Annotated in this window: 23 protein-coding genes; 7 read left to right on the top strand and 16 right to left on the bottom strand. The window is 59.6% G+C overall.

Going from position 1 to position 23,774, the window contains the following annotated elements; all coding sequences use genetic code 11:
- Positions 1-30: 30 nt before the first annotated feature.
- The gene (locus KW840_RS01895) at positions 31-822 is read right to left on the bottom strand and encodes a phosphate/phosphite/phosphonate ABC transporter substrate-binding protein (RefSeq protein ID WP_218494310.1); all 792 of its coding nucleotides are present in this window, start codon (positions 820-822) and stop codon (positions 31-33) included.
- 144 nt (positions 823-966) lie between these two features.
- Positions 967-1,908: a fatty acid desaturase gene (locus KW840_RS01890; protein WP_218494309.1), complete on the bottom strand. Its 942-nt coding sequence runs from the start codon at positions 1,906-1,908 to the stop codon at positions 967-969.
- Positions 1,909-2,236: 328 nt separating this feature from the next.
- Between KW840_RS01890 and KW840_RS01885 the strand changes: the two genes are divergently transcribed.
- Positions 2,237-2,653: a GNAT family N-acetyltransferase gene (locus KW840_RS01885; RefSeq protein ID WP_057713565.1), complete on the top strand. Its 417-nt coding sequence runs from the start codon at positions 2,237-2,239 to the stop codon at positions 2,651-2,653.
- 132 nt (positions 2,654-2,785) lie between these two features.
- On the opposite strand, the gene def is transcribed toward KW840_RS01885, so the two are convergent.
- Positions 2,786-3,325 (bottom strand): peptide deformylase, encoded by a 540-nt coding sequence (gene def, locus KW840_RS01880; RefSeq protein ID WP_150813272.1) that lies wholly within the window; start codon positions 3,323-3,325, stop codon positions 2,786-2,788.
- 2 nt (positions 3,326-3,327) lie between these two features.
- On the bottom strand, positions 3,328-4,287 hold the full coding sequence (locus KW840_RS01875) for a YihY/virulence factor BrkB family protein (protein WP_090457393.1): 960 nt from the start codon (positions 4,285-4,287) through the stop codon (positions 3,328-3,330).
- A gap of 354 nt (positions 4,288-4,641) precedes the next feature.
- On the opposite strand from KW840_RS01875, the gene KW840_RS01870 reads away from it, so the two are divergent.
- Complete coding sequence (locus KW840_RS01870) at positions 4,642-5,019, top strand: hypothetical protein (protein WP_057713562.1); 378 nt, start codon at positions 4,642-4,644, stop codon at positions 5,017-5,019.
- A 202-nt stretch (positions 5,020-5,221) separates the two neighbouring features.
- Here KW840_RS01870 and fadD1 read toward each other — a convergent pair whose 3' ends face one another.
- Positions 5,222-6,922, bottom strand: coding sequence for a long-chain-fatty-acid--CoA ligase FadD1 (fadD1, locus tag KW840_RS01865; RefSeq protein WP_090457395.1), 1,701 nt, complete (start codon positions 6,920-6,922; stop codon positions 5,222-5,224).
- 380 nt (positions 6,923-7,302) lie between these two features.
- Entirely contained in the window at positions 7,303-8,991 is a 1,689-nt protein-coding gene (gene fadD2, locus KW840_RS01860) for a long-chain-fatty-acid--CoA ligase FadD2 (RefSeq protein ID WP_057713560.1), read from the bottom strand.
- Positions 8,992-9,237: 246 nt separating this feature from the next.
- On the opposite strand from fadD2, the gene KW840_RS01855 reads away from it, so the two are divergent.
- Both KW840_RS01855 and KW840_RS01850 read left to right on the top strand, forming a co-directional pair.
- Entirely contained in the window at positions 9,238-10,182 is a 945-nt protein-coding gene (locus KW840_RS01855) for an alpha/beta hydrolase (protein WP_090457399.1), read from the top strand.
- 44 nt (positions 10,183-10,226) lie between these two features.
- Positions 10,227-10,697 (top strand): MaoC family dehydratase, encoded by a 471-nt coding sequence (locus KW840_RS01850; RefSeq protein ID WP_007974451.1) that lies wholly within the window; start codon positions 10,227-10,229, stop codon positions 10,695-10,697.
- Between the two features lie 123 nt (positions 10,698-10,820).
- Here KW840_RS01850 and KW840_RS01845 read toward each other — a convergent pair whose 3' ends face one another.
- Complete coding sequence (locus KW840_RS01845) at positions 10,821-11,288, bottom strand: PA2169 family four-helix-bundle protein (RefSeq protein ID WP_057713558.1); 468 nt, start codon at positions 11,286-11,288, stop codon at positions 10,821-10,823.
- A 203-nt stretch (positions 11,289-11,491) separates the two neighbouring features.
- Between KW840_RS01845 and KW840_RS01840 the strand changes: the two genes are divergently transcribed.
- Entirely contained in the window at positions 11,492-11,728 is a 237-nt protein-coding gene (locus KW840_RS01840) for a DUF3820 family protein (RefSeq protein WP_003227425.1), read from the top strand.
- 19 nt (positions 11,729-11,747) lie between these two features.
- Complete coding sequence (locus KW840_RS01835) at positions 11,748-12,929, top strand: aminotransferase class V-fold PLP-dependent enzyme (RefSeq protein WP_218494308.1); 1,182 nt, start codon at positions 11,748-11,750, stop codon at positions 12,927-12,929.
- 2 nt (positions 12,930-12,931) lie between these two features.
- Here KW840_RS01835 and KW840_RS01830 read toward each other — a convergent pair whose 3' ends face one another.
- From KW840_RS01830 to zwf, 4 genes are all read right to left on the bottom strand, one after another.
- Entirely contained in the window at positions 12,932-13,657 is a 726-nt protein-coding gene (locus KW840_RS01830; RefSeq protein ID WP_218494307.1) for an intradiol ring-cleavage dioxygenase, read from the bottom strand.
- Between the two features lie 275 nt (positions 13,658-13,932).
- Positions 13,933-14,598: a bifunctional 4-hydroxy-2-oxoglutarate aldolase/2-dehydro-3-deoxy-phosphogluconate aldolase gene (locus KW840_RS01825; protein WP_008050561.1), complete on the bottom strand. Its 666-nt coding sequence runs from the start codon at positions 14,596-14,598 to the stop codon at positions 13,933-13,935.
- Positions 14,599-14,615: 17 nt separating this feature from the next.
- Positions 14,616-15,329: a 6-phosphogluconolactonase gene (pgl, locus tag KW840_RS01820; RefSeq protein ID WP_057713555.1), complete on the bottom strand. Its 714-nt coding sequence runs from the start codon at positions 15,327-15,329 to the stop codon at positions 14,616-14,618.
- Positions 15,316-16,785 (bottom strand): glucose-6-phosphate dehydrogenase, encoded by a 1,470-nt coding sequence (zwf, locus tag KW840_RS01815; RefSeq protein ID WP_057713554.1) that lies wholly within the window; start codon positions 16,783-16,785, stop codon positions 15,316-15,318. The genes pgl and zwf overlap by 14 nt, the downstream gene beginning before the upstream one ends.
- A 226-nt stretch (positions 16,786-17,011) precedes the next feature.
- Between zwf and KW840_RS01810 the strand changes: the two genes are divergently transcribed.
- The gene (locus tag KW840_RS01810; protein WP_170948639.1) at positions 17,012-17,872 is read left to right on the top strand and encodes a MurR/RpiR family transcriptional regulator; all 861 of its coding nucleotides are present in this window, start codon (positions 17,012-17,014) and stop codon (positions 17,870-17,872) included.
- A gap of 167 nt (positions 17,873-18,039) precedes the next feature.
- On the opposite strand, the gene KW840_RS01805 is transcribed toward KW840_RS01810, so the two are convergent.
- From KW840_RS01805 to KW840_RS01785, 5 genes are all read right to left on the bottom strand, one after another.
- Complete coding sequence (locus KW840_RS01805) at positions 18,040-18,894, bottom strand: D-hexose-6-phosphate mutarotase (protein WP_057713553.1); 855 nt, start codon at positions 18,892-18,894, stop codon at positions 18,040-18,042.
- A 292-nt stretch (positions 18,895-19,186) separates the two neighbouring features.
- Entirely contained in the window at positions 19,187-20,533 is a 1,347-nt protein-coding gene (locus tag KW840_RS01800; RefSeq protein WP_218494306.1) for a carbohydrate porin, read from the bottom strand.
- A 193-nt stretch (positions 20,534-20,726) separates the two neighbouring features.
- Complete coding sequence (locus KW840_RS01795; protein WP_218494305.1) at positions 20,727-21,887, bottom strand: ABC transporter ATP-binding protein; 1,161 nt, start codon at positions 21,885-21,887, stop codon at positions 20,727-20,729.
- A 3-nt stretch (positions 21,888-21,890) separates the two neighbouring features.
- On the bottom strand, positions 21,891-22,736 hold the full coding sequence (locus KW840_RS01790; RefSeq protein WP_007974434.1) for a carbohydrate ABC transporter permease: 846 nt from the start codon (positions 22,734-22,736) through the stop codon (positions 21,891-21,893).
- A complete protein-coding gene (locus KW840_RS01785; protein WP_007974433.1) occupies positions 22,729-23,637 on the bottom strand; it encodes a carbohydrate ABC transporter permease in 909 nt (302 codons plus the stop codon). Before KW840_RS01785 ends, KW840_RS01790 begins: the two co-directional genes overlap by 8 nt.
- Positions 23,638-23,774: the final 137 nt, after the last annotated feature.

The raw sequence follows: 23,774 nt of genomic DNA, 5'->3' as shown, positions 1-23,774 counted from the left end.
TATGGACTTAAAAAAATACCTGACAGGCCGCTATCGCAAATCCCCATACCCCAGCGCTTCGGCCTCACGCTGATAGTCGAGCACAATCTGATAGTCGCTTTCGTTGGTGGGCAGTACCTCTGGCAAACCGAGGGTTTCGGCAACCTCCGGCAGCTCGCGCAACGCCAGGTTCATCACCCGCAGGAGCTCTTCAGCCTGCTCATCGCTGACCGTCGCGGCAGTAATGAACGGTAAGGCAGGACTGAGCGCACTGCGGGCAATCACCCGCAAACCGGCCACTTCCTCTGCGGCGTGGCGTGCCAGATAGGCGAAGGTCACGCTGTCGATGGCCGCCAGATCGGCTAGGTTTTCGCGTAACCAGCGTAGGCTTTCGCGATGGCTGCCGCTGATTCCGACCTGGGCAAAAAACCGCCCGTCACGTTGCAAGGATGCCAAACGGTGGCGCAGCAAATTCATGCCGCTGTTGGAGTCCTGGCTATTGATCCCCCCTCGGCTGTGGCGAAAATCCGCCAAGGTCTGTCGCCGGTCATCGACACGGCACAACAGCAGGCTGCAATGATTGCCGCCACTGCTGTCCGGCAGCTCATAACGAGGCCGCCCCAGCACCCGGACCTTGCCGCGCAATGCCGTCATCAGCGGATAGCCGCAGGTTTGGGTGAGCAACAAGTGCGGCGACAACCACAAGTCCAGCAGTGACAGGCCTTCGGCATCCCGGCGGGTGTCGCCCAGGTGCTCGAGGATTCGCGTCAGCCAGCGTTCGTTGGCCTGGTGGATGGGGTCGGGGGCGGTGTACATCAGCAGTTCGGCGAAGTGTTGGGTCATCGAAGTTTTCCATGTAACAAAGCCCCCTCTGTGGGAGCGAGCTTGCTCGCGATAGCGGTGTGACATATTGCCTGGATGTTGACTGACACGACGCCATCGCGAGCAAGCTCGCTCCCACAAGGGAACTCAGTTGGTAGCAACAAATCAGTAAAACGGATGCCTCGGGCTGTCGATGGCTTTGACTCCATGTTCACGCCACAACTGCCCATAACCCCGCACCAGAAACCCGCCGCTACGCGCCAGCCATTGGTCGCGGCGGGCCCTGTAGGCGCGGGGCAAGTCGTACCAGGGCAACCCCGGCAACTCGTGGTGCACCAGATGAAAATTGAGGTTCAGGAACAGCCAGCGCCACGGCCACGCCGCTTCATTGAGCACCGTGCGTTGCTCCGGCGCGGCATGAGGTCGATGTTCATAGTAGGAGCGAATCATGGCGATCGACAGCGCCGGCACACTGATCAAAAACAGGTAATGCCAAACCGGCAACAGGCTGAAGTTCGCGATGAACAGCAGCATCAACCCGGTCATCAAGCCGTGACTCAACCACATCAGCCAAGCCTGGCGCTCGCCTGCCCTGAGGCGTTGCAGCTCTTCACGGGCCAATGCCAGCAAGGCCAGCGGTGCCCCCAGGGAAAAACGACCGAGCACGGTTTTGTTCAGCCAGTGCAGGCTGCGCACCAGCGGTGAACTGCCCTGCCACTGCCCGGCGCTCAAGTAACGGCTTTCCGGATCGCGACCGGGGATCGTCAGGTCCTCGTCGCGGTGATGCTGCAAATGGCTGTCGCGATACAGGGTGTACGGATACCAGACGGCAAACGGCGCGTAGCCAAGGATTTTGTTCAGGGTTGGCCAGCGCGTGGGATGACCGTGCAGCAGTTCGTGTTGCACGGATAACCACAGCACCAGCAATGGAGTCAGCAACAGCGTGCTCCACCATAAACCCAATCGATGGCTGTTCAACACGATGCCAAACCAGCCGCCATACACACCGATCAACAGCAACCAGGTCGGCCAATCGGTGCGCGCGGTGAAGCGTCGGCGCAGTGTTTCGATTTCTTCTTGGTGGGCGCTATCAAAGTAATGGGGCATGGCGTTGCTCAGATCGGGGACCAGTCCCCTTCTGTGCAATGGCCTTGGGAAATCTTGCAGATTATTTTCAGGAGGATCGCTCCCATGTTGCATGGGAGCGATCAATCAACGCGGATCAGTGACCGAATACGCCAACTTTTTTGGCCTTCTTGTCCGCGCGCTTTTCAATGGCGGTTTTCACCGGTTTCTTTTTCGCCGATTTCTTTGAATCCATACCTTTGGACATGATGCGTACTCCACTCATGGGGATGTGAGATCAGGTATACACCTATCCCGGCGCGCGCGTTCTTTTATAATCGCCCGCTTTGCATACCGACAGTCCAAAACCATGCCCGAGACCCGATACACCCTGCTCGACGAGCCTTTATGGCCATTGATGAACAAGTTCTACCGCGCTCACCAATCGTCGATGAAAGCCGTGCGCGACGCGCAGTTGTGGGTGGCCCGACGTGACCAGATAGTTGCCGCGCTGTGTTTGCGTCCGGTGTCCGGCGGGCATTGGCTGACCGGGTTGTTTGTCGATCCGGCCTGTCGCGAACAAGGGCTTGCCGCCGGGTTGATTGCGGCAGCGGTGAAGGATTGCGAACAGCCGGTGTGGTTGTTCTGTCATCCGGATTTGCGGGGGTTTTATGAGCGGCGCGGGTTTACTTTCGATCCGCCGATGCCTTACGCGATGGTTGAACGGTTGAGCCGATACGCGCGCAGCAAGCCGATGATTGCTATGGGGTTGGCGCCAGGCGTTTAACTGACTCAAGCCAGTTGGAGATCCAATGTGGGAGCGAGCTTGCTCGCGATGAGGTCCGGTCAGTCAGCATTGTAGGCAACTGATACACCGCCATCGCGAGCAAGCTCGCTCCCACAGGGGTTTGCAGTGAGTCTAGTCGTCCGCGTTGGGATCCAGGTCCGGGAACATCACCTCGGTGAAGCCAAACTTGCTGAAGTCGGTAATGCGCGACGGGTACAGGCGGCCGATCAGGTGGTCACACTCATGTTGCACCACCCGCGCATGAAACCCCGAGGCAAAACGCACGATGGGCTCGCCCTTGGGGTCGACGCCTTCGTAGCGAATCTGTTGATAACGCTGCACCGCGCCACGCAGGCCAGGCACGGACAAACAGCCTTCAAAGCCCTCTTCCAGGATCGGGCTCAGCGGTGTGATCAACGGGTTGATCAGGATCGTCTGCGGCACGGCCTCGGCATCCGGATAACGCTCGCTGTGCTCGAAACCGAAGATCACCAGTTGCAGGTCGACGCCGATCTGCGGAGCAGCCAGGCCAACGCCCCCCACGCTTTCCATGGTCTGGAACATGTCATCGATCAGCTGCCACAGCTCGGGGCTGTCAAACATTTCGGCCGGCACTGGCGGGGCAATGCGCAGTAGGCGCTCATCGCCCATTTTCAGAATTTCACGAATCATGATCAGGTTTCGTCAATGGTCGGTTTCGGTTGTGAGTGATCGCGGCCCAGCCCCGACACGTGGTGCTTTTCCTCATGGACGGGACCATGCTCGCCAGCCACTTTTTCGCCAGGGTCCTTGCCCTCTCGTGACATGTGCTCGATCACGGCGTTCATCTCCGCGCCCAGCAGCAGCACCGCGGCGGAAATGTAGAAGTACAGCAACAGCACGATAATCGCACCGATACTGCCATACATGGCGTTGTAGTTGGCGAACTCCTTGACGTACAAACCGAAGCCCAGGGACGCGATGATCCATACCACCACCGCCAGCACCGAGCCTGGGGTGATGAAGCGGAATTCCTGTTTGACATCGGGCATGACGTAGTAGATCAACGCCACCGCGACCATCAGCAGAATCACGATCACCGGCCAGCGCGCGATGGTCCAGAGGGTGACGATGAAGTACTCAAGCCCGACTTGCGCAGCGATCCAGCCCATCACCTGAGGCCCGAGCACCATCAGCGCTGCGGCGATCAGCAGCATGCCGGCAATGCCGACAGTGTAGATGATCGACAACGGAAAGCGTTTCCACAGCGGGCGCCCTTCAACCACGTCGTAGGCTGCGTTCATCGCGCTCATCATCAGCCGCACACCGGCAGAGGCGGTATACAGCGCAATCACGATACCCACTGACAGCAGCCCCCCCTTGGACTGCTGAAGCTGGTCGATCACCGGGTTGACCTGCTCCAGCGCCTGGGGCGGCAATACAAGTTCCGATTGCAGGCGCAGCCAGGAGAAGAAGTCGGGCAGATGCAGGAAGCCGATCAGGGCGATCAGAAACAGAATGAACGGAAACAGCGAAAAGAGCATTTGATAGGCCAGCGCCGAGGCATAGGTCGACATCTCGTCGGCGACGAACTCGGTGACCGTGCGCATCATCACACGGTGCAGGGGCAAGCCTCTCATGTCCGGGAAAATCATTAGCGTCTCCATTCGCCGCATACGGATTGGGGGTGAAGTCGTGGCGACTCAGGGGCTGTTTTCTTTCATCAAGGTAGCCCAGTTGGCGACTTTGAAACAAATTCGGCGTGCAAGTTCAGGCTGACACAAAAACGGCCATCTGAAGATGGTCGCGTCTTCTTTTCATTAAAGACATTTCAATGCAGGAAAGTCGTTACACAAGGTTGACCGGGGGCTTTTGCAGGGAGTTTCATTTATTTCACCACGACATTTCATCGTTCAGTGCAGGTTGCGCTTTATGTTTGCGGGCCAACCCTTGAGAATGCGCAACACATTCAGGCCTTGGCGCTGAAGATCCAATCCCGTAGGAACGTTATGAAACTCGATAAGAAGCAGGCCATTGCCCGCAGAAACCAGGAACTCGGCGGTGCTGTGCTTGGCGTCAACAACTGCCACTTCACCGAATTGAACCGCAACCGCAATATCTGGTGGTTCGACATCCCGGTATCGCGCCTGGCCGTGGGTCAGTACGAGTGGATTCACCTGCTGATGCACACGCCGGACACCGACGAACTGCTGCACCTGAAAGTGCCGACCGTGTTCCTGCGTGAGAAGCTCGAAGGCCTGGTGGTGCGCAATGAAGGCAAGCGCAAGGCGGCATTGAGCCTGGAACTGAGCGCCGACAAGGACTCCTTCCTGCAGGACATGCGCCCGGCGGGCACCAACGTCAACTTCGCACCGTTTCGCTTGTAACATCGATCCCTGTGGCGAGGGGGCTTGCCCCCGTTGGGCTGCGAAGCGGCCCTGAAATCTGCAACTGCAGTCCATCAGACTCACCGAGCCCACAGGATCTGCGACTGCTGCGCAGTCGAACGGGGGCAAGCCCCCTCGCCACAAAGGCACTTCTGATTTCGCTAAAAACAAAAAGCCCCGCATTTGCGGGGCTTTTTGTTGGTTACGCGGTGGCTTTCTTCGCGTTGATCTTCTTCAGCTCTTCATCGCGCAATTCACGACGCAGGATCTTGCCGACGTTGGTGGTCGGCAGTGCATCGCGAAACTCCACGGAGCGCGGGACCTTGTAGCCGGTGACGTTGGCGCGCATGTGCTCCATCACCTGTTCCTTGGTCAGGGTCACGCCCGGCTTGGCAACGATGAAAATCTTGATCGCCTCGCCCGACTTTTCGTCCGGCACACCGATTGCCGCGCATTGCAGCACGCCCGGCAGAGTGGCCAGCACGTCTTCGAGCTCGTTCGGGTACACGTTGAAACCGGACACCAGGATCATGTCTTTCTTGCGATCGACAATGCGCATGAAGCCATCGGGCTGGATCAGCGCGATGTCGCCGGTCTTCAACCAGCCTTCGCTGTCGAGGATTTCATCCGTGGCTTCCTGGCGCTGCCAGTAGCCCTTCATGACCTGCGGCCCCTTCACGCACAGCTCGCCGATTTCGCCCAGCGGCTGCTCGACACCGGCATCATTGATGATTTTGCACAGGGTCGACGGCACCGGAATGCCAATGGTGCCGACCTGGATGTGCTGGATCGGGTTCACCGTCGCCACCGGGCTGGTTTCGGTCATGCCGTAGCCTTCGCAGATGGCGCAACCGGTCACCGCTTTCCAGCGTTCGGCCGCGGCCAGTTGCAGGGCCATGCCCCCCGACAAGGTGACTTTCAGCGCGGAGAAGTCCAGCTTGCGGAAGCCTTCGTTGTTGCACAGGGCCACGAACAGCGTGTTCAGGCCAACGAAGCCGCTGAACTTCCACTTCGACAGTTCCTTGACCATCGCCGGCAGATCGCGCGGGTTGCTGATCAGGATGTTGTGGTTACCCGCCAACATCATCGCCATGCAGTGAAAGGTGAACGCATAGATGTGGTACAGCGGCAGCGGCGTGATCAGGATCTCGCAACCTTCATTGAGGTTGGAGCCCATCAGCGCCTTGCACTGCAGCATGTTCGCCACCAGGTTGCGGTGGGTCAGCATCGCGCCCTTGGCCACACCGGTGGTGCCGCCGGTGTATTGCAGTACAGCGACATCACCACTGGCCGGGTTGGCTTCCGCCACTGGCTGGCCCAGGCCTTTGCTCAGCACGTCGTTGAACTTGACGGCCTTGGGCAAGTGATAGGCCGGCACCATCTTCTTCACGTACTTGATGACGCTGTTGATCAGCAGACGCTTGAGTGGCGGCAGCAGGTCGGCGACTTCGGTGACGATCACGTGCTTGACGCCGGTTTTCGGCACCACGGTTTCCGCCAGGTGCGCCATGTTGGCCAGGCAGACCAGGGCCTTGGCACCGGAGTCGTTGAATTGGTGTTCCATTTCCCGCGCAGTGTAGAGCGGGTTGGTGTTGACCACGATCAGCCCGGCGCGGATTGCACCGAAGACGGCTACCGGGTACTGCAACACGTTGGGCAGTTGCACGGCGATTCGATCGCCGGGTTGCAAATCGGTATGCTGTTGCAGGTAAGCGGCAAACGCACCGGACAATTCGTACAGTTCACCGTAGGTGAGTGTCTTGCCCAGGTTGCTGAATGCCGGCTTGTTGGCGAAGCGTTGGCAGGATTGCTTCAACACTGCCTGAATATTCGGATACTCGTCGGGATTGATGTCGGCAGCAATCCCAGCTGGGTACTTATCCTTCCAAAAGTCTTCGATCATGGAAGCCCACTCCTCAGCAACGCGAATTCAGCACCGCATTTGATGCGATTATTATTGGTGTTTGGTCATTGGTGAATCTGGCTGATAGTAGGCCGAGAAGTCACAAAGCGCGCCGAGAGTAGCAGCTTTGCCAAGGGTCGACTAGAGCCAAAAGCGGCCTCTACGGTCACATTTGTGACTCAAGACTAGCGATTGGTCATTTTAGAGCAAAAATTCTATAATCCCCTGAAAGCCCCGAAATCCGGGGCTTTCGCTTAAACCTGCAGGAGCGAGCTTGCTCGCGAAAAACGTCCGGGCAACGCGATCATTCAGACAGGGCGCGTTATCGTTGACGTCCATCGCGAGCGCGCTCGCTCCTACAGGGATCGGCCATTCACCGATCAGGCGATATCACGCAACTCCCGCCGCAGGATCTTGCCCACCGGCGTCATCGGCAGGGACTCCCGCAGCACGATGTGCTTGGGTACCTTGTACGCCGTGAAGTTCTCCTTGCAGTAAGCCTTCAACTCTTCAAGGCTGACGCCCGCTTCACGGGCCACCACGAACAGCTTCACCGCCTCCCCCGACCGCTCGTCGGGCACACCGATGACCGCACAGTTGGCGACGTTCGGGTGAGCCATCACGACGTCTTCGATTTCGTTCGGGTACACGTTGAAGCCCGAGACAATGATCATGTCCTTCTTGCGGTCAACGATGCGCACGAAGCCATCCGGGTCGATCACCGCAATGTCACCGGACTTGAACCAGCCCTCGGCATCCAGCACCTCGGCCGTGGCATCAGGTTTCTGCCAGTAGCCCTTCATGATCTGCGGGCCCTTGATGCACAGCTCGCCGCGTTCGCCCAAAGGTTGTTCGACACCGTCATCATTGATGACTTTCAGCGTGGTGCCTGGCACCGGCAGGCCGACCGTGCCGATCCGCGACTGGTCGCCATAGGGGTTGGTGCAAGCCACCGGCGAAGTTTCGGTCAGGCCGTAACCTTCGGTGATGCGGCAACCGGTCAGTTGTTCCCAACGCTCGGCAGTGGCCTTGACCAGCGCAGTGCCGCCGGAGTTGGTGAGCTTGAGGCTGGAGAAGTCCAGGGTCTTGAAGTCCGGATGATCCATCAGCGCAACGAACAATGTGTTCAGCCCCAGCAACGCCGAGAACCGCCAGTTCTTCAGTTCCTTGATGAAGCCGGCGATGTCCCTCGGATTGGTGATCAGCACGTTGTGGTTGCCCGTCACCATCATGCACATGCAGTTCGCTGTGAAGGCATAGATGTGGTACAGCGGCAGCGGCGCGATCATCACCTCCTGCCCTTCGCGCAACAACGGTTGCCCGTCGCTGCCGAACTGTCCCAGGCAGGCCCGTGCCTGTTGCATGTTCGCCACCAGGTTGCCATGGGTCAGCATCGCGCCCTTGGCCAGGCCCGTGGTGCCGCCGGTGTACTGCAGCACGGCGATGTCGTCGAGGCCGACCTTCAGTGGCTTGATACCCAGGCCACGGCCCATGCGCAATGCGCTCTTGAAAGAAACGGCCTGGGGCAAGGAATAGTCCGGGACCATCTTCTTGACCTTGCTCACCACCGTGTTGACCAGCCACCCCTTGGCGGCGGGCATCAGGTCGCCCATCTTCGCTTCGATCAGGTACTGGATATCGGTGTCGGGGAGTACTTCCTGGACTTTCTGGCCGAACATGTTCAGGTACACCAGCGCCCGGGCACCGGAGTCCTTGAACTGATGGCGCATTTCCCGCGCGGTATACAGCGGATTGGTGTTGACCACGATCAACCCGGCGCGCAAGGCCCCGAACACGGCAATCGGGTAATGCAGGACGTTGGGCATCTGCACCGCGATGCGGTCCCCCGCCACCAGGTCGGTGTGGGCTTGCAGGTAGCCGGCGAAGGCAGCGCTCTGGCGCTCCAGCTCGGCGTAGGTCAGGGTCACGCCCATGTTGCTGAACGCCGGGCGGTCAGCAAACTTCTTGCAGGAACGCTCGAACACCTCGATCACCGACTTGTAGGCTCCCAGATCGATATCCAGGGGTACACCGGCCGGGCGTTTGTCATTCCAGAAATCAGGTTGCATTGTTCTTGTCCTCTTTGACCTGAATCTATCCGGGGCCACTTTTCTGTCATTTTTCAAAAAAAATGCAAAAAGCGGAGCTTCACGGACACTAGCAGTTATGACGTAGCAGGCAAATATGCCCACGGCCGTCATTGACCGTATGAATCTTCTTGCCGTGGCGTAGGCTGATCAGACGCCCGGCCAAGGATGCGCTATAAACTGCAACGAGCTGTTTGCGACCAGGCAGCCTCATGCAAAGGAACCGCCATGATCCATGACACTTTCTGGCTGACCACGAGCGACCACAGCCGCCTCTTCGTCAACCAGTGGCTTCCCGACGGCAGCCTCAAGGCAATGATTCTGCTGGCCCACGGCATGGCCGAACACAGCGGTCGCTATGGCCCCCTTGCGCAAAAGCTCTGTGACCAGGGCTATGGCGTGTGCGCGCCGGACCTGCGTGGACATGGCAAAACTGCCGAAAACGGGACACTCGGGCATTTCGCCGATGACGATGGCTGGTGCAAGGTCGTGAGCGACCTGGCCAGCCTCAACCAGCACATCGGCCAGCAGCACCCTGGCGTCCCGATCGTGCTGCTCGGTCACAGCATGGGCAGTTACATCGCCCAGGCCTATCTGCTGCACCACAGTGCCAGCCTGCACGGGGCAATCCTCAGCGGCTCGAACTTCCAGCCTGTGGCGCTTTATCGCGCGGCACGGCAAATCGCCCGTCTCGAACGCCTGCGCCAGGGCCGCACAGGACGCAGCGCATTGATCGAATGGCTGTCGTTCGGCTCGTTCAACAACAAATTCAAACCGGCACGCACACCGTTCGACTGGCTCAGCCGCGATCCGGCGCAAGTCGATCTGTACGTCAACGACCCGCTCTGCGGTTTCCGTTGCACCAATCAACTGTGGATCGACTTGCTCGGCGGCTTGCAGCAAATCAGCAAAGCGTCCAATCTCGCGCAGATCGACCCGGGCCTGCCGCTGCTGGTGATTGGCGGCGAATGTGATCCGGTGAGCGAAGGCAAACGTCTCAAGGATCTGGCCGACGCGCTGCGAGCGGCCGGCAGCCAGCACCTGCAACTGACCGTTTACCCACAGGCGCGGCACGAACTGTTCAACGAGAGCAACCGCGATGAAATCATCGCCGATGTGCTGAACTGGATCGCACAGGCCTTGAGCGCTCCTCGGCCGCACCGGTCCGAATAGATTTTTTTTGTGAATTTTTTAATTCGTCACAGGAATTGAGACAGATGACCCAGGTTACCAACACCCCTTACGAAGCCCTCGAAGTCGGGCAGACCGCCAGTTTCAGCAAGACGGTCGAAGAGCGCGACATCCAGCTGTTCGCTGCGATGTCCGGCGACCACAACCCGGTACACCTGGATGCCGAATACGCCGCCAGCACCATGTTCAAGGAGCGCATCGCCCACGGCATGTTCAGCGGCGCGTTGATCAGCGCGGCGGTCGCCTGCGAGTTGCCTGGCCCGGGAACCATCTACATCGGCCAGCAAATGAGCTTTCAGAAGCCGGTGAAGATCGGCGACACCCTGACCGTGCGCCTGGAAATCCTGGAAAAACTGCCGAAGTTTCGCGTGCGCATCGCCACTCGCGTGTTCAACCAGCGCGATGAACTGGTGGTGGATGGCGAGGCGGAAATCCTCGCGCCACGCAAGCAACAGAGTGTGACGTTGACGGAGCTGCCGGCGATCAGCATTGGCTGATTGACGGGGCAAAAACTGTGGGAGCGAGCTTGCTCGCGATGAGGGCCTGACATTCAACATTGATGTTGACTGATCTGGCGCTATCGCGAGCAAGCTCGCTCCCACAGTTGTTTCAACCAGTTGTTACGAACGTGCACGCGCCTGGTTACGCAGGGCCTTGACCTGATCGTGGTTACGCTGCACGCCGTGGTACTGACGCTCAACCAGGTCGCGAATGCCCACCAGGTTGTGCTTGTTGATTTTCTCCATGGCGTCGCGGTAAGCCTTCAACGCATGGTCTTCTCCGCGCTCGGCTTCATTGAGCACGGCCTCCTCGCCCTTGCCGGTGAACATCGACTTCACGTCGACCCAGCGACGGTGCAAGTCGCCGCTGACACTGGTGGAAGTTTCCGGATCGCCACCCAGTGAACGCACGGCAGACTGCAACTCCGCAGCGGCCGTACCACAATCGCTCGCCCGATTGATGAACAGGGTTTTGAGTTCAGGGTGCTTGATGTCTTCAGCGCATGTCTTGAACCCGGCCTGACCGTCCTTGCTGGTTTCAATCAGGTCGTTGAGTACAGAAATCGCTTCTTTTTTGATGTCGGTCATTTTTCAACTCCTTACGACGGATGAACGGTGTAAGGAACGCTGCACTCTGCGTGCCAGCTCGGAATCGTCTAACTATTCTTTACTTTTCAAATAGTTATCCATTATCAAAAAATCTGTATCCGTTTTATTTGCATGATCTGTCATTTGGCCTGCATGCAGAATGCCTGTATTTTCCAGACTGACTGAATCAAGACGACTGATCGATGAACCCTGAAAAGCTCGAACTGCTGATCACCCGTGAAATGCCCTTCGGCAAATACAAGGGTCGAATCATTGCCGACCTGCCCGGCCCTTACCTGAACTGGTTCGCCCGGGAGGGTTTCCCCCATGGCGAGTTGGGCGGCCTGCTGGCCCTGATGCAGGAGATCGATCACAACGGTTTGTCGGACTTGCTCGAACCGCTGCGCGCCAAACACGGCAAGCCGGCCCCGCGCCACTGAATCACCTACCGAGTACTCCATGCCCGACAACACCCGCCGCGCCCATGATGAAGCCTTTTGGCGAACCTTTGCCGACCGCTACGATGTCGAACCCGGCCCGCTCAACCTGGAGAACGGTTACTTCGCACGCATGTCGCGCACGGTGGTCGAGGAATACCAGCGCAACATCGAACTGATCAACCGCAGCAATTCGGTGTACGTGCGCCAGCGTTTCGAACAGGGCGACAGCCTGAAGATCCGCGCGCAACTGGCCAGGTTGATTGGCGTACCCGCCGACAGCATCGCCCTGACCCGTAACGCCTCGGAAGGTTTGCAATCGCTGATCCGCAACTACAACCGGCTGCAGCCAGGCGACCAGGTACTGGTTTGCGATCTGGAATACGACACGGTCAAAGGCGCCATGCGTTGGCTGGCGCGTAATCGCGGTGTCGAAGTGATCGAGATCGAACACGCACACCCGGCAACCTTCGACAGCTTGCTCAATACCTATCGGGAAGCCTTCGCGCGCTATCCGCGGCTGAAGCTGATGGCCCTGACCCACGTCACCCATCGCACGGGCCTGGTGATGCCGGTGCAGGCGATTGCAGCGGCTGCAAAGGAACAGGGCATCGACGTCATCCTCGACGGCGCCCATGCCCTCGGCCAGTTTGAATTCGACCTGACCGAGCTCGGTATCGCCTTCGCCGGCTTCAATCTGCACAAGTGGATCGGCGCACCGTTGACGCTCGGCTTTATCTACATCGCACCCGAACGCCTGGCCGACATCGACCCGGACATGGGCGAGATGCATTTTCCGCCCACTGACATTCGCGCCCGTACCTCGTACAGCACCCCCAACATCCCGGCGCTGATGACCCTGCCGCTGGTGCTCGAAGAACATTGGGCGATGGGCGGTGCCGCGGCCAAGGGCGCGCGGCTCAATTATCTGCGCAACCGCTGGGTCGCTGCGGCGCGGCAGTTGCCGGGCGTCGAAGTCCTGACCCCGGATGACCCACGCCTGTATTGCGGCATCACCTCGATGCGCTTTACCCGGCATGCCGACCAGCAAACCATGGTCGAGCGCCTGCTCAATGAATACAACCTGTTCACCGTGACCCGCAGTGGCGCGGCATGCGGTCCGTGCATCCGCATTACACCGGGGCTTACCACCACCGCGGCCGACATGGATGTGCTGGTCAGGGCGCTGACCGAGCTGGGCTGACCTCAGACGGTGTACTTGTCAAAGTCCTCGGGCTTGATCTGTGTCGACACGGCGAACGTGTCGATGCCGATGGTCATCTGCCCGAAGTAGCCGTCTTCAGCCGAATCCCGCCCCAGGGTGTGCACACTCAAGGTCGATTTTTCACCGCCCATGGTTGAGTAAAAATAGTCCTGAGCGTTGGTCAGTGCCGGTACGGATCGGCCGCTGTACGGTCGGCTACCGAGTACCGAACGAGAGGCCACTTCAGGCAGGTAAAGCTGCCCGACCCAGGCAACATGCCGTTCTTGCAGATAGTTGTTACCGGCCGTGATGCGCACGGCGACGTGAATGTGCAATGCGCGACCGGCGTAAAAACCGGGATAGATCGTGGTGAAGCGCACGATGCCCGACTTGTCGGTGAACTGCCCGCCGCGCAGATAGGTATCGTCATCGGTGCGCGGGACGGCGCCGATGTCACCGGTATCGACCTCGACGTCCGGGTTGATCTTGCTCCAGCCCGAATAGGCACCGCGGGCATTGCAGTGCCAGATATCCACCAGCGCATCGGGGACCGGCTCGCCGGTCATGGCATCGACAATGGTCAGCCGCAGCACCAACGGAACGCCTTCGGCGCCTTCGCTGATGTTTCTGCGGATCAGTTTGGGGTTGCGGAAATACGGGCCGGCAATCTGTTCGGGAGACAGCAGGTAGACCGGTGCCGGGGGTGCAGCTGAGGTGGTAGCGTCCATGACGTTCTCTCTTCCATAAGATGAACGCAGGCTAGCACCGGTCGATTTTCGTTATGCGGTAACTATGTATCGCATGATGTCCTTGTCCCAGTGGGAGTGAGCTTGCTCGAGCTGGCGTCGTGTCAGTCAACATCCATACAATCTGTCACACCGCTATCGCGAGCAAGCTCGCTCCCACAGGGGTACGACAACTTTCTTCAGGCAAAAAAAAACGGTGCACCGACCAAGCGCACCGTAAAGCCGTAGAACACACAACGAGGTGTAGGGTGAAGCGATCAGTCCAGCAGCGCCAAAGCCTCGGCGGTGCATTCCTGAATGCGGGCCCAGTCGCCGTTCTTGATCCACTCCGGATCAAGCATCCAGCTACCGCCCACGCACATGACGTTTTTCAATGCCATGTAGCTCTTGATATTGGCAGGTCCCACGCCGCCGGTCGGGCAGAATTTCACTTCGCCGAACGGGCCGCCCAGAGCCTTGATGGCCGCGACGCCGCCGCTGACTTCGGCCGGGAATAGCTTGAAGCGGCGATAACCCAGGCCGTAGCCTTCCATGATGCCCGAGGCATTGCTGATGCCTGGCAACAGTGGAATCGGGCTGGCGACGCTGGCTTCCAGCAGGTCGCGGGTGATACCCGGCGTGACGATGAATTGCGAGCCGGCCGCTTCCGCCGCCGCCAGCATGTGGCGATCCAGCACGGTGCCGGCACCGGTCACCAGCTCCGGACGCTGCTCACGCAGAATCTGGATGGCCTTGAGGCCGAATTGCGAACGCAGGGTGACTTCCAGGGCCGTCAGGCCACCGGCCGCGAGGGCGTCGGCCAACGGCAGAACGTCCTGCTCGCGGGCAATGGTGATCACCGGCAGAATCCGCGCTTTCGCGCAAATACTGTCGATCAGGGCAACTTTGTCCGCCATGGAAACGGTCGGGGATGGGTTTGTCATAGCGGCTGTTCCTTGGCTCATGGGCACCAGTAAATCTCTAACGTGGGTTGCAGAAACGCGCGCACCGGCATTTCGGCGACATCGTCACCGGCCAGCGCGAAACTCAGGGTGGTCAGCTTGGACTGACCGGAGATCGACAGAATTTTATGTTTGGCCGAAGCCAGCAGCGCGCGGCTCATGGTCAGGCGCTGATGCGGCACGGTCGGCGCCAGCATCGGCCAGCAGCGACGAACGCCATCGACCTGTAATGCCTCGGCAAGGTTCGGGCTGTTGGGGAACAGCGATGCGGTGTGGCCGTCATCGCCCATGCCGAGGATCAGCACGTCGATCACCGGCAACTCCGACAGCAAGCGGTCGGCCTGCTCGGCCGCCTGTTCCAGGTTGGCACTGGCGCTGTACAGGCTCAGGAACTGCGCCTTGGCCGCTTGGCCTTGCAGCAGGTAACGCTTGATCAGGCCGGCGTTGCTGTCGGCGTGTTCGACCGGCACCCAGCGCTCGTCGGCCAGGCTAACCACCACGTTCGACCAGTCCAGCGTCTGCTTGGCCAGGTGCTGGAAAAACGCCACCGGGCTGCGGCCACCGGAAACCACCAGGGTCGCAGTGCCCTGGGCGTCGATCGCGTCGCTCAGTTGTTTCGCCACGTTCAGTGCCAGGCTTTCAGCCAGCAGCACCGGGCTCTTGTATGCATGGGCGCTGACGCCCTGCGGCAGTTTCAAATCAGATATCGCCATACCACGACCTCCCGTCCCGCGTGATCAGAGCAATGGAGCTCATCGGTCCCCAGGACCCGGCCGCGTACGGCTTGGGCGCATCACCGGATTTTTTCCACCCGGCGATCAACTGGTCACACCACTTCCACGCGGCTTCGATTTCATCTTTACGGACAAACAGGTTCTGATTGCCGCGCATCACTTCCAGCAACAACCGCTCGTAGGCATCGGGAATCCGTGCGCTGCTCCAGGTGTCGGAAAAATTCAGCTGCAACGGACCGCTGCGCAGCTGCATGCCCTTGTCCAGGCCTTGATCTTTGGTCATGACACGCAAGGAAATGCCTTCGTCCGGTTGCAGGCGGATAATCAGCTTGTTGCTGATTTGCAGGCGCTGCTCGGGAGCGAAGATGTAGTGCGACGGTTCCTTGAAGTGGATGACGATCTGCGACAGCTTCTGCGGCATGCGCTTGCCGGTACGCAGGTAAAACGGCACGCCGGCCCAGCGCCAGTTGCGGATGTCAGCACGCAGGGCGACGAAGGTTTCGGTGTCGCTCTGGGTGTTGGAATTGGGTTCTTCCAGGTACCCCGGTACTGCCTTGCCTTCGCTGTAGCCGGCGATGTACTGGCCGCGCACCACTTGAGTGGTCAGGCCTTCCGGGCTGATCGGCGCCAGGGCCTTGAGCACTTTGACCTTCTCGTCGCGGATGCTGTCGGCGGACAGGTCGGCCGGCGGGTCCATGGCGATCAGGCAGAGCAGTTGCAGCAGGTGATTCTGGATCATGTCCCGCAGCTGGCCGGCCTTGTCGAAGTAACCCCAGCGGCCTTCGATACCGACCTTCTCGGCCACAGTGATTTCCACGTGGGAAATGTAATTCTGGTTCCACTGGGTTTCGAACAGGCTGTTGGCGAAACGCAGGGCGATCAGGTTCTGGACGGTCTCTTTACCCAGATAGTGGTCGATGCGGTAGGTGCGGTTCTCCGGGAAGAACTGCGCCACGGCGTCGTTGACCTTGCGCGAGGATTCCAGATCCGAACCGATGGGTTTTTCCAGCACCACACGGGTGTTTTGCGCCAGGCCGACCTTGGCCAGGTTCTCGCAAATCGCGCCATACACGGCGGCAGGAGTCGCAAAGTAGGCGATGACCCGCTGCGAACTGCCGGCGGATTCGGCCAGGGCCACATAATCATCGGGGTTGAGGAAGTCAACGTGCAGGTAGTTCAGGCGCGCCAGAAAACGCTCGACCACGGCTTCGTCCAGCTCTTTGGCACCGACATAGCGGCGCAGCTCGGAGGTGATGAACGCCAGGTGCTCCTGCTCGCTGCCCGGCTCACGGGCCAGCGCAATAATACGCGTGTCCTCGTGCAGCAGGCCGGCGCCGTCGAGTTGATAGAGGGCAGGAAACAGCTTGCGCAAGGCCAGGTCGCCAAGGGCGCCGAACAAGGCAAAGGTGCACGGTTCAACCGTAATCGAGAGCATGATGTTTGTTCTTTTATCAAGTTAAGCTACAAATACCTTTTTTCAAGGCATCACTCAAGGGAAAATGTAGTAATAACCACAACATTTTCGCAAAATACAGATTCCGAGTGGTGGTCGGTCGGAGCCATCAGTAGGATAGGCCACCGTTACGGGCCTCACCAAAGGCCCTTTTTGCATTAGCCGCGCGCTTGTTGGCGCAGGTGTAAAGGATACTTATATGGACCGCGTGCGAAATTTACTGGAGCAAATCCAGAATCGCCTTGAAGAGCTGAACAAGGCCGAACGCAAAGTCGCCGAGGTGATCCTGCTCAACCCGCAGCAGGCCACCCGCTTCAGCATCGCCGCCCTCGCCCAGGCCGCCTCGGTCAGCGAGCCGACGGTCAACCGTTTCTGCCGTTCGTTCGGTGTCAGCGGCTACCCCGAGCTCAAACTGCAACTGGCCCAGAGCCTGGCCAGTGGCGCCGCCTATGTCAGCCGTGCGGTGGAGGCCGATGACAATCCGGAGGCCTACACCCAGAAGATCTTCGGCAGCGCCATCGCCTCACTGGACAGCGCCTGCCAGGCACTGGACCCGAACCTGATCAGTCGCGCCGTCGACCTGCTGATCCAGGCCCGGCAGATCCACTTCTTCGGCCTCGGCGCCTCGGCCCCGGTGGCACTGGATGCGCAGCACAAGTTCTTCCGCTTCAACCTCGCCGTCACGGCCCATGCGGATGTGCTGATGCAGCGCATGATTGCCTCGGTGGCCCATACCGGCGAATTGTTCGTGATCATTTCCTACACCGGTCGCACCCGCGAACTGGTGGAAGTGGCGCGCATCGCCCGGGAAAACGGCGCCTCGGTGCTTGGCCTGACCGCCGAGAACTCGCCACTGGCCAAGGCCAGCACCCTGAGCCTGAACATCCCGCTGCCGGAAGACACCGACATCTACATGCCGATGACGTCGCGGATCATCCAGCTGACCGTGCTGGACGTACTCGCCACCGGCATGACCTTGCGCCGTGGCGTGGACTTCCAGCCGCATTTGCGCAAGATCAAGGAAAGCCTGAATGCCAGCCGGTATCCGGTTGGAGATGAGTTCAACTGATCCAACATTTGCGCTGATCGTCCTGACCTCATCGTCGGAACGCCGCCCGGAGCAAGCTCGCTCCCACAGGGGATTGGTGTTGAACACAAAAACTGTGTTCACCGAAGATCCAGTGTGGGAGCGAGCTTGCTCGCGATGGCGGCAGACGCAGCACCGCAAATCCAGAGCTAAGCCCCCACCCGCGCCTGCAAACTCAAATGCGCCCGCTCCCCGGGTGCAAGGCACAGGCTGTCGGTGCCGCCGCTAGCGGCCTCTACGCAAACGAATTCGGATATCTCGTTCCAGGTCACGCCGAGCAACGGGCGTGAACCGGGATGCCACACCACCGTGTCTGCCGTATCCCCGGTATCAATGCACAACGCCCGCTGCCAGGCATGGTCGTTCAACTGCAATTCGCCGTCGTGCTGGAACACCCGCTGACACCCGCCATCAACGCGTAACTCGCCTTCCTGCTGACAAACCTGTCGGCTCAACTGATCGTAACCCTGCGCGCCTTCGAGCCCAGACAGCGCTATCTCACTGACATCGCCAATACGCCAGTAAGCGTGCAAAGCCTGGCTCAACTGGCACGGCATGTCGTCCTGATGCTCGGTGCTCAGACGCAGTTCCATGCGCTCACCCAGGTGCGCGTGCAGGTCCACCTGCCAGTCGCACAACTTCAGTTGCCAGTGCAATCGCACGCCATCGTCGTCACTGTTGCTGTCGAGCAGCTTCCAGTCGAGCAACCGCGCCCAGCCATGGGACGGCCAGGCATTTTCGCTCGGATGCCGGCCATACCACGGCCAACATACCGGCACGCCGCCGCGAATGGCGCCGACCTGCGGCCACTTTGCCGCGCACCACAGCCAGGGTTTCTGGCCCTTGGGCTGGAAGTGCAACAACTGCGCGCCCTGACGACTGAACACCGCCTGACACAGCGGATGATCGATCACCAGCACATCGCGCGTCTGATAGCGCTCCCACGCGAACACCGGACGTTCGCGCAAGGATTTGAAGAAGCGTTGTAGCGGATGCTCAAGCATGTGCCACGGTCCTGAAAAACATGGGTGCACTCATACTGTCGTGACCAGTGAACCACTGTGGCGAGGGGGCTTGCCCCCGCTGGAGCGCGAAGCGCTCCCAATACTGTCGCAACGAATTATCTGAAAGAACCAGTTGGCTGTTTTTGGGGCCGCTTCGCAACCCAACGGGGGCAAGCCCCCTCGCCACAGTTGCGCTCGACACAACATGTCTTGTTAGCCCTCACAAAAAAAAACGGACAGTCATGGCTGTCCGCAAATATGCGCACATGGAGAGAAGCTTATCGCAGACGCGTTAGAACACCGACTGAATTTTCAGGCCGGCCACCAGCGCATTGTCGACTTCATCCACACCACCCGGGTGAGTGACGTATTGCAGGTTGGGACGTACGGTCAGCCAGTTGGTCACGTGGAAGCCGTAGTTGATCTCGTAGTTGTATTCGGTTTCACGAATGGGCGAGAACAGCGGATTGTCGTATTCCGAAACACCGTTGGCCGCGTTGGTCAGTTCAGCGTTTTTCTTCACGTCATCGTTGACGTGGATACGGGCGAAACCGATGCCCACGTCATCCTTCGGACGCGCGTCGAACGGGCCCTTGTACACGAACATCAGCGACTGGTAGTTGTCGATGAAGTTGGTGTCTTTGTCGTGGAACGTTGCGTTGGCCGCGATGTTCAGACCACGGGAAGCATCGCCATTGTGGTTGGTCAGTTGCTGCTGCGCGACGAACCAGTAGCCATGCTTGCTATCGTGGACGCGATAAGGGTTGCCGGTGGTCGCTGCGTTCTGGCCGTTGTCGTCCTTGAGAACGTCGTCGGCATCAGAGGTACTTTTGTAGTAACCGACACGGTATTCGCCCGGCAGGTTGTTGACCTTCGGCGACCAGACCAGCTCGACCGGCAGGACGGTGCCATTGGTGCCACTGCCGCTGAGCTTGAAGCCGTTACCGTGCTCCAGTTGCGACGTGTTCTGGTTGTACGCGCCAATCTGGGCGTAGAGCTCGTCATTGATGTTGTACTTCACACGGATCGCCGCCTGGCTGACCGGCCAGTTGTACCAGATGTTGGTGGCCCAGTTACCCACCTGGGATCCGCAGAACGCCAGGTTCTGGAACTCGCACGGGAAGGTGTTGAAGTCTTCACCTTCACCGAAGTAACCAGCCTTGACGTCCAGCTTGTTGTCGAAGAACTGGTGCTGAATCCACAACTGGGTCAGACGGACCATGTGGCCGCGACCATAGACTTCCTGGGATGAACTCAAGGTGCCGGCACGCGGATCGCCGATACGGTCGTTGGAGATGTTCTCACCGTTACGGTTGGTGAGCTGGATCTTGGCCTGGGTGTTATCCCAGCCAAACAGCTTCTCCAGGTCCAGCGCCGCGCCCAGGCCAAACTGGTCGGCGTAGCGCGCGGTCTTGTCATCGTTGAAGCCGCCATGCAGGTTAGCGCCGACTTCACCGACGTAATCCATCTTGATGTCGATGCCTTGCTCGATCAGCTTGGTACGCTCGCCACCCCAATCGCCCGTCATCCATTTGGAGTCGGAGCTGAACGCTTCATCGGCCATCGCATTGCCGGCCAGAACCAGTGCTGCCGCTGCTGAAACCTGGCAGATCAACCGGGCCTTGTTCTTCATCTTCATCCCTACTTCCTCGTTTTATTGTTATTAACTTTTCTTTTTTTAACGCGGTTACATCCGGTGCAACGCGCGACAGGCCGCGCATTGCGAATCCCCCCCTGTAGGAGCGAGCTTGCTCGCGATGGCGGTGTATCAGGTGACAAAGATGTTGAATGTCATTCCGCTATCGCGAGCAAGCTCGCTCCCACATTGATCTCTATCTACCTTTGAACTGTGCGACGTTGGCAGCGTGCGATTCGGTTTTCGCTACGCCGGCGACGCCCAGTCGTTCACCCGTTTTCGCATCAAACAACAGCACTTTCGCCGGATCGAATTGCAGGGTCAGGGTCTCGCCCACCGCCGGCGCCACGTCCGGCGCCAGGCGGCAGCAGACCTTGGTGTCGTTGAGATTGACGAAGACCAGGGTGTCGGGCCCGGTCGGTTCGGTGACCTGGACTTCGGCACGAATGGTCGGCAACCCGTTTGCTTCGCCGTTGGCCAGGATGATCTGCTCAGGGCGGATGCCGAGGATCACTTCGCGGTCTTCAAGACCGGCGTCCTGCATGCCCAGCGGCAATTCGCAACGGGCCTGACCGCTGTCGAGCAGCGCCAGCAGACGACCGTCCTTGCGTTGCAAGCGCAGCGGGATGAAGTTCATCGGCGGCGAACCGATGAAGCTCGCCACGAACAGGTTGGCCGGGTTGTTGTAGATGTCCTTCGGCGTACCGAACTGCTGGATGATCCCGTCCTTCATCACCGCCACTTTGTCGCCCAGGGTCATGGCTTCGATCTGGTCGTGGGTCACGTAGACCGTGGTGGTTTTCAGGCGCTGGTGCATCAGTTTCATTTCGGTGCGCATCTCGACCCGCAGCTTGGCGTCGAGGTTGGACAGCGGTTCGTCGAACAGATAAATCTTCGGCCGCCGCGCCAGGGCACGGCCCATCGCCACGCGCTGTTGCTGGCCGCCGGAGAGCTGGCCGGGCTTGCGGCTGAGCAGGTGTTCGATCTGCAACAGCTTGGAAACCCGAGCGACCTCTTCGTCGATTTCGGCGGTCGGCATTTTGCGGATCTTCAGGCCGAAGGCGATGTTGTCGCGCACGCTCATGGTCGGGTACAGCGCGTAGGACTGGAACACCATGGCGATGTCGCGATCCTTGGGGCTCATGCCGCTGATGTCGGCGTCGTCCACCAGGATCGCGCCACCGCTGATGGTTTCAAGGCCCGCGATGCAGTTCATCAAGGTCGACTTGCCGCAGCCCGACGGGCCGACCAGGATCAGGAACTCACCGTCATCGATCTTCAGTTCGATGTTCTTCAGGGTGTCCGGCAAACCGGGGCCGTAGGTCTTGTTGACGTTGCGTAATTCGAGAGTTGCCATGTTCTACCCCTTGACCGCGCCGGACGTCAGCCCGCGCAGGAAATACTTGCCAGCGAATATGTAGACCAGCAGTGTCGGCAGCCCGGCGATCATCGCGGCGGCCATATCAACGTTGTATTCCTTGGCCCCGGTGCTGGTGTTGACCAGGTTGTTCAGGGCCACGGTAATTGGCTGGGCGTCGCCACTGGCGAACACCACGCCGAACAGGAAGTCGTTCCAGATCTGGGTGAACTGCCAGATCAGGCAGACCATCACGATCGGGATCGACATCGGCAGCAGGATCTTCAGGAAGATCGTGAAGAAGCCCGCGCCATCGAGCCGTGCGGCCTTGACCAGCGCATCCGGAATGCTCACGTAGTAGTTGCGGAAGAACAGCGTGGTGAACGCCAGGCCGTAGACCACGTGCACCAGCACCAGGCCGGTGGTGGTGTTGGCCAGGCCGAACTTGCCGAGGGTGAACGAGGCTGGCAGCAGCACGGTCTGGAACGGCAGGAAGCAGCCGAACAGCAACAGGCCGAAGAACAGTTGCGAACCACGGAAGCGCCACATCGACAGCACGTAGCCGTTCATGGCCCCGATGAACGTGGAGATCAGCACTGCCGGCACGGTGATCTTCACCGAGTTCCAGAAGTAGCCGCCGACCACGTCCCAGGCCTTGATCCAGCCAATGCCGTCGATCACGGTCGGCCAGCTCAGCAGGTTGCCGGTACGGATGTCTTCCGGAGATTTGAAGCTGGTCAGCAGCATTACCACCAACGGGATCAAGTACACCGCTGCCGCCAGCAACAGAGTTGCGTAGATCGCGATGCGGCTGAAACTGATACCCGATTTTCCGAGTTGATTAGTCATGGCGTTTGCCTCGCAGCTCGGAGTACAGGTACGGCACGAGGATGGTCAGCACGGCGCCGAGCATCAGCATGGCGCTGGCCGAACCGATGCCCATCTGGCCACGGCTGAAGGTGAAGGAATACATGAACATCGCCGGCAGGTCGGAGGAGTAGCCAGGACCACCCGCGGTCATCGCCGCGACCAGGTCGAAGCTCTTGATCGCGATGTGCGCCAGGATCATGAAGGCACTGAAGAACACCGGGCGCAGGCTCGGCAGGACGATCTTCAGGTAGATGGTCGGCAAGCTCGCGCCATCGACTTGCGCAGCGCGGATGATCGATTGATCGACACCGCGCAGGCCGGCGAGGAACATCGCCATGACAAACCCGGAGGCTTGCCACACGGCGGCGATCACCAGACAGTAGACCACGCGATCCTGATCCACCAGCCAGTCGAGACGGAAGCCTTCCCAGCCCCAGTCGCGCAGCATCTTGTCCAGGCCCAGGCCTGGGTTGAGCAGCCATTTCCACGCGGTACCGGTGACGATCATCGACAGCGCCATCGGGTACAGGTAGACGGTGCGGATGAAGCCTTCCTTGCGAATGCGCTGATCCAGCAGCACCGCGAGGAACACGCCCAGCACCAGGCTGATGCCGATGAACATGCCGCCGAACACCGCGAGGTTCTTGCTCGCGACCCACCAGCGGTCGTTGTCCATCAGACGCATGTATTGCTGCAGGCCGACCCACTTGTAGCTCGGCATGAAGCTGGAGTTGGTGAAGGACAGAATGAACGTCCAGATGATGTAACCGTAGAAGCCAACCAACACGATCAGCATGCTCGGCGCGAGTACCAACTTGGGTAACCAGCGTTGCAGCGCATCGAACGGTGAGGCTTTGCTGAAAACCGCCACAGAGCTCATCGGGATAATCCAGGTGGAGAAGTGAAATCCGGACAGAGTTCCCCCCTGTAGGAGCGAGCCTGCTCGCGATGGAATCAAAAACACCGGGGCCTGTCTGGATTGGCGCGGTGCCTGGTAGTCCATCGCGAACAAGCTCG

It is taken from the genome of Pseudomonas sp. PDM30 (genome assembly GCF_019218985.1).
In the GTDB taxonomy this organism is placed as follows: Bacteria; Pseudomonadota; Gammaproteobacteria; order Pseudomonadales; family Pseudomonadaceae; genus Aquipseudomonas; species Aquipseudomonas jessenii.
The sequence above is the reverse complement of the archived record's forward strand: the minus strand, read 5'-3'. Positions and strand labels throughout refer to the sequence as shown.

Bases quoted from the DNA above. Each gene is read 5' to 3' on its own strand.
- KW840_RS01855 (WP_090457399.1), top strand. From the start codon at position 9,238: ATGATCCATGACACTTTCTGGCTGACCACGAGCGACCACAGCCGCCTC.
- KW840_RS01875 (WP_090457393.1), bottom strand. From the start codon at position 4,287: ATGATTTTCCCGGACATGAGAGGCTTGCCCCTGCACCGTGTGATGATG.
- KW840_RS01790 (WP_007974434.1), bottom strand. From the start codon at position 22,736: ATGACTAATCAACTCGGAAAATCGGGTATCAGTTTCAGCCGCATCGCG.
- KW840_RS01785 (WP_007974433.1), bottom strand. From the start codon at position 23,637: ATGAGCTCTGTGGCGGTTTTCAGCAAAGCCTCACCGTTCGATGCGCTG.
- KW840_RS01835 (WP_218494308.1), top strand. From the start codon at position 11,748: ATGCCCGACAACACCCGCCGCGCCCATGATGAAGCCTTTTGGCGAACC.
- fadD1 (WP_090457395.1), bottom strand. From the start codon at position 6,922: ATGATCGAAGACTTTTGGAAGGATAAGTACCCAGCTGGGATTGCTGCC.
- KW840_RS01795 (WP_218494305.1), bottom strand. From the start codon at position 21,887: ATGGCAACTCTCGAATTACGCAACGTCAACAAGACCTACGGCCCCGGT.
- fadD2 (WP_057713560.1), bottom strand. From the start codon at position 8,991: ATGCAACCTGATTTCTGGAATGACAAACGCCCGGCCGGTGTACCCCTG.
- def (WP_150813272.1), bottom strand. From the start codon at position 3,325: ATGATTCGTGAAATTCTGAAAATGGGCGATGAGCGCCTACTGCGCATT.
- KW840_RS01850 (WP_007974451.1), top strand. From the start codon at position 10,227: ATGACCCAGGTTACCAACACCCCTTACGAAGCCCTCGAAGTCGGGCAG.
- KW840_RS01845 (WP_057713558.1), bottom strand. From the start codon at position 11,288: ATGACCGACATCAAAAAAGAAGCGATTTCTGTACTCAACGACCTGATT.
- pgl (WP_057713555.1), bottom strand. From the start codon at position 15,329: ATGGCGATATCTGATTTGAAACTGCCGCAGGGCGTCAGCGCCCATGCA.
- KW840_RS01885 (WP_057713565.1), top strand. From the start codon at position 2,237: ATGCCCGAGACCCGATACACCCTGCTCGACGAGCCTTTATGGCCATTG.
- KW840_RS01840 (WP_003227425.1), top strand. From the start codon at position 11,492: ATGAACCCTGAAAAGCTCGAACTGCTGATCACCCGTGAAATGCCCTTC.
- KW840_RS01800 (WP_218494306.1), bottom strand. From the start codon at position 20,533: ATGAAGATGAAGAACAAGGCCCGGTTGATCTGCCAGGTTTCAGCAGCG.
- KW840_RS01830 (WP_218494307.1), bottom strand. From the start codon at position 13,657: ATGGACGCTACCACCTCAGCTGCACCCCCGGCACCGGTCTACCTGCTG.
- KW840_RS01870 (WP_057713562.1), top strand. From the start codon at position 4,642: ATGAAACTCGATAAGAAGCAGGCCATTGCCCGCAGAAACCAGGAACTC.
- KW840_RS01895 (WP_218494310.1), bottom strand. From the start codon at position 822: ATGACCCAACACTTCGCCGAACTGCTGATGTACACCGCCCCCGACCCC.
- KW840_RS01890 (WP_218494309.1), bottom strand. From the start codon at position 1,908: ATGCCCCATTACTTTGATAGCGCCCACCAAGAAGAAATCGAAACACTG.
- KW840_RS01825 (WP_008050561.1), bottom strand. From the start codon at position 14,598: ATGACAAACCCATCCCCGACCGTTTCCATGGCGGACAAAGTTGCCCTG.
- zwf (WP_057713554.1), bottom strand. From the start codon at position 16,785: ATGCTCTCGATTACGGTTGAACCGTGCACCTTTGCCTTGTTCGGCGCC.
- KW840_RS01805 (WP_057713553.1), bottom strand. From the start codon at position 18,894: ATGCTTGAGCATCCGCTACAACGCTTCTTCAAATCCTTGCGCGAACGT.